This window comes from Tunicatimonas sp. (assembly GCF_049647865.1).
Classification (GTDB): Bacteria; Bacteroidota; Bacteroidia; order Cytophagales; family Cyclobacteriaceae; genus Tunicatimonas.
In genome coordinates this window covers 1-4800 of record NZ_JBARYM010000861.1, presented here as the reverse complement: position 1 = coordinate 4800, position 4800 = coordinate 1, and the positions used below count along the sequence as shown (strand labels likewise).

Genomic DNA, 4800 nt, shown 5'->3' with positions numbered 1-4800 from the left:
TAGCGATTTAAGGTAGATGACCACCCTGAATCACCTATCTTTACCGTAGCATAAACTCAATCCTATGGAATTTCTACTGATTGCCTACGACGGCACCGACGAAGCCGCATCAGACCGGCGCACGAATGTGCGGGAAGAACATCTGGCCTACGCCCGTAAGCTGTACCAAACCGGAAAACTAATCAAAGGCGGGGCTTTTCTCAACGACGAAGGAAAGATGACCGGTTCCACAATTATCTACCAGGCAGACTCCGAAACTGAGGTGCAGGAAATTATTGATAACGATCCGTACATGCTTAATGAAGTGTGGGTTGACATAAAGATTAAACCCATTCGGTTGGCTAATTTGGATTAAGCTTTTCAAAGCTAGCAGCTAGAAACTAATTTTGTGCTTCCTTTGTCGTATAAGCGCAGAGCACAAAATATATGAGCAAACTTACCGAAGAAATAGCCAAGCGACGTACGTTCGGCATCATTAGTCACCCCGATGCGGGGAAGACTACGTTGACCGAAAAACTGCTGCTGTTTGGTGGAGCCATTCAGACGGCCGGAGCGGTGAAGTCCAATAAAATCAGCCGTCACGCTACGTCAGACTTTATGGAGATTGAGAAGCAGCGGGGTATCTCCGTAGCTACCTCTGTAATGGGCTTTATGTACAAGAACGGCGGCGACCCGATCAAGATCAATTTGCTGGATACCCCTGGTCACCAAGACTTTGCCGAAGACACCTACCGCACCCTAACCGCAGTCGACAGCGTAGTGATGGTGATCGACTGTGTGAAAGGTGTAGAGATTCAGACCGAAAAGTTAATGGAGGTCTGCCGAATGCGGAACACTCCAGTAATTGCTTTTATCAATAAACTAGATCGCGAGGGCCGCGACCCCTACGATCTGCTGGAGGAGATTGAAGCCAAGTTGGATATTCAGGTACGCCCCCTGAGCTGGCCTATCGGTATGGGAAAGTCGTTTAAGGGTGTGTATAGCTTGTATAATAAAAGCCTGTTCCTCTTTCAGCCTAGCAAGCAAAAGCTGCAAGATGAGGGCGTACAAATCAGCGATATTCACAGCCCGGAGCTAGACCAATACGTTGGCGAAGGTTTTGCTAAGCAACTGCGGGAAGACGAAGAACTGATTACGGGAGTGTACCCGGAATTTGACATGGAAGGCTACTTAAGCGGGAGAATAGCTCCGGTATTCTTTGGTAGTGCAGTTAAGAATTTTGGGGTAAAGGAGATGCTGGATACTTTTGTAAACATTGCCCCGCCCCCCAAGAGCCGGGAAACTGAGGAGCGAGAAGTCACTCCTACCGAAGAGAAATTCACTGGGTTTGTCTTTAAAATTCACGCCAATATTGATCCCCGCCACCGTAACCGTATTGCCTTCGTCCGAATTTGCTCGGGTACATTTGAACGTAATAAGCCCTACTACCACACCCGCTTGAAGAAGAACTTTAAGTTCTCTAGCGTAACCGCGTTTATGGCCCAGGACAAGGAGATCATTGACGAAGCTTTTCCCGGTGATATTGTTGGATTGTACGATACTGGTAATCTAAAAATCGGCGATACGCTAACCGAAGGAGAAGAAGGTACCTTCAAAGGAATTCCTAGCTTTTCGCCCGAGATGTTTAAGGAGGTAATTAATCAAGATGCGATGAAAACCAAGCAGTTGGATAAAGGACTATCGCAGTTGATGGATGAAGGCGTAGCCCAGCTATTCAGCTACGAACTTGGCTCACGAAAAGTGGTAGGCACTGTCGGCGCGCTTCAGTTTGAAGTTATTCAGCACCGCCTAAAAAATGAGTACGGAGCCAGCTGTACCTTCCAATCTTTGAACCTACATAAAGCCTGCTGGATTAGTAGCGACGACCCCAAAAAGTTGCGAGAATTTATCGATTCTAAGGAGCGGCATATTGCCAAAGATAAAGACGGCAAATATGTATTTATGGCCGAGACTAAAGCCTGGCTACAAATGGTGCAGGATACCTTTCCCGACATTCAGTTCCACTTTACTTCGGAGTTTTAATCAGTAGTTTGCTGTGGTATTAAGAAAATAGCTTGCTTAAAAAGTTCATAAGCTCGCTTTCGTCGAAGATGATCGGAATCGGAAAAGTTAGCCCCGAAATCACCGAACTCTGTAAATGTCCGTCGTGGGATTTGATTGCCAACTTGTACTGTTGGTCTTCTAGTAAATACTGTTCTATCGTTTTTTGTTGGGCATCTACAATCCAGTACTCCTCTACACCGTGTAGCTGATAATCTTCAAATTTCACCCCTCTATCACGGTGCTGCGTACCCGATGAAAGTACTTCCACAACCAGGTCAGGAGCGGGAAAGAATAGCTGATCTTCTTCAAATGTTTGGGCTTTTTCATTTTTAAAGAAGCATACGTCAGGTTCGAAATCGTTGCGAGTCAACTGAATCAGAATCTTCTCAAAGCCAACGTACCCTAAGTCGTGCTTATAACAGTATGTTTTTAACAACTGTACTAGATGACCGGTAACGTCAACGTGCCTTTTTTTAGCAGGTGAATGCACAATAACTTCTCCGCGAATAAATTCTACCTTCTGTTGTTCATCCATTTCTTCGTAGAAATGCTGACGGCGGTTTTGCTCCTCAGCCCAGGCTTGCTGTAGTTCTTCCAAAATCATAGGTGCTCGGGGCGAGTTCATAATTTCATCTACAATCGTTTCTTTCATAGTAACTCGGGTAGGCAGACTTCTAAAAATACGTAAAAATCACTAATCTCGTTGCATTATCCACCAGTTGGCAAGCTGCCCCGAATAGGTGCAATCATTTGTGAGATAGCCAATAAGCCAATCCGTTACTACCTACGGTGATGAAGGAAGCTGTTGTTCTATCATCTCATGAAGATTTTTCCACTGGTACAACTGAAAAGTTTTATCTTCGGACATAGCGACGAACAGACCGGAAGGAAAATGCGGGGGCAACGAATGGCTAACTGTTTCTGAGCCATCGCTAGATTGAGTAGATAGAGGCAATACCGCCAGTAGCGGATGATCGGTAGGGTCGCCTTCTCGGCCGTGTCGGGCGTACACGTGAAACTGCCCTGCATCTTGATCAGAAACTAAAATATAGCCGCTGCTATCGCTTTGATAATAAATGGAAATGCCTTCCCGGTCGGCCGCAAACCCTTCGTTGGCAAATAAAGCTAACTCTTCATTCCCCGCATTCGGGTCAGCGTAGTACTGTCGCACGCCTACGGTCTCGTCGGAATAATATACGTAGCCTAGGCTATCATCTACTGCAATGGCCTCTATCTCCTTTTGACCGCTAAATTGTCCGAACTTCCGAACCAGTTCGGCGGCTACCTGCCCGCTACCGTTGTCGTACAAGCGGTACTGCCAGAGGTAGGTCCCATCGGTAGGGCCATTTTTTCGTCCAACAATCGCGAACACCTCACCGTCCGATGATCGTTTGTATAGGGCGATACCCATCAAGTCGCGGTACTCTTCACCGCTTTCACCCTTAAATACGGGGATGCCACCACCATCTACTGGCTGCATATTGGGTAGCGCAAAAATGCGTAGCTTATGAGTAAACCGTTCGGTGGTCACGGCAATATCGGTAGATGTATTGTCCAGCATCAGTCCGTATTCCACATCCACGTTGTTGGGGCGTTGCAGATTCCTGACTACTTTTTCTTCCTGTATTTTTCCCTCCAAATTGTAGACATACAGTGCTCCATCTTGGTCTTTGTCGGTACCGATAATTAGGCTTTGTGACGGGTCTTTAAAATTGATCCATACGGCGGGATCATCGGTGTCGTGGCGGGTCGGGTCGGTCACGAAGTGGGGTTCAAGTACCTGCGCTACCGCAGTGGTATCGGATATTGGCGGCTGATTATCTTGCGAAGCTGATTGGCAAGCTCCCGTAGCTACAGTTAACAAAAGCAGGTAGGTACACGGACGGTTGTAGTTTATCATAAACGTAGATTGATTTTCTTATCAAATAATTAGCGCACCACCTTAGGGCGCATCGTCGTCTTCTACCTCCAGCACGAAGGGCAGATCCAATATTTTAAGAGATTCAGTTTCACTACCTGACAGAATCACGCTAAAACCACGAGTGTCGTTTTCTACTTCGTCGTTAAAGAAATCTTCGTCCAGAAGTAAGATCAATGCTACTTCTTCGGCTCCCACCGGAAACGTCAATTGCCCCGAGCCACTAGCCAGATTAATACTAGTGAGCAGATCATTACTTTGCCCTTCATCGCTTTCCTGATACGCCTGAGCACCTAGCAGGTAATTGGATAAGTCGCTGAAGCCTTCCAAATCCTGGATGTTGAAATCAAGTGTAACGGCTTGTTCCAGAGGGGTTTTAACTCCGCCCAGTTCCTCACCGCTGGGATCAAAACGATCGGCTAGCGTAATGACCAGTTCAACTTGATCGCCATCTTCAGCTACGCTGCCTTCCTCATCATCGAAGAGAATAACTTGAGGAAAGTCCTCGGACATAACCGGTTCTACTACATCTTCATCCCGGCGAGTACAGGCCAGTAGCAAGCTAATAGCGATAAGTATAATCAGATAATTTTTCATGATAAGGAATTGAAAAGTTTAAAGATTGATTTTTACGCCTACTCTAGACCACCAAGAATAGAACTCCCGCTGAATGACGGTGCTTTCTTCGCCTTGGTATACTTCAAAGGGCTGGTTGGTTAGGTTAAGAAATTCGGCAAAAAACTGTACCTGATTACTGACTGAGTAGTTGATGTTGGCATCCAGTTGCAGACGGTCGGCTACGTACACATCTTCTTCGGGGGCGCCGCCCACTTCACTGA

General features: G+C 46.5%; 6 protein-coding genes. 2 read left to right on the top strand and 4 right to left on the bottom strand.

The window, feature by feature from the left end:
* Nucleotides 1–64 precede the first annotated feature (64 nt).
* Together WBA23_RS24750 and WBA23_RS24745 are read left to right on the top strand one after the other, a co-directional pair.
* Nucleotides 65–355, top strand: coding sequence for a YciI family protein (locus WBA23_RS24750; protein WP_424584957.1), 291 nt, complete (start codon nt 65–67; stop codon nt 353–355).
* 71 nt (nt 356–426) lie between these two features.
* Complete coding sequence (locus WBA23_RS24745) at nt 427–2022, top strand: peptide chain release factor 3 (RefSeq protein WP_424584956.1); 1596 nt, start codon at nt 427–429, stop codon at nt 2020–2022.
* Nucleotides 2023–2041: 19 nt separating this feature from the next.
* Here the strand turns inward: WBA23_RS24745 and WBA23_RS24740 are convergent, their stop codons facing one another.
* From WBA23_RS24740 to WBA23_RS24725, 4 genes are all read right to left on the bottom strand, one after another.
* The gene (locus tag WBA23_RS24740; protein WP_424584955.1) at nt 2042–2695 is read right to left on the bottom strand and encodes a Uma2 family endonuclease; all 654 of its coding nucleotides are present in this window, start codon (nt 2693–2695) and stop codon (nt 2042–2044) included.
* Nucleotides 2696–2827: 132 nt separating this feature from the next.
* Nucleotides 2828–3943: a phytase gene (locus tag WBA23_RS24735; protein WP_424584954.1), complete on the bottom strand. Its 1116-nt coding sequence runs from the start codon at nt 3941–3943 to the stop codon at nt 2828–2830.
* Between the two features lie 42 nt (nt 3944–3985).
* Nucleotides 3986–4558: a hypothetical protein gene (locus tag WBA23_RS24730; protein ID WP_424584953.1), complete on the bottom strand. Its 573-nt coding sequence runs from the start codon at nt 4556–4558 to the stop codon at nt 3986–3988.
* An 18-nt stretch (nt 4559–4576) separates the two neighbouring features.
* The coding region (locus tag WBA23_RS24725; protein WP_424584952.1) for a hypothetical protein at nt 4577–4800 on the bottom strand (224 nt) is incomplete at its 5' end.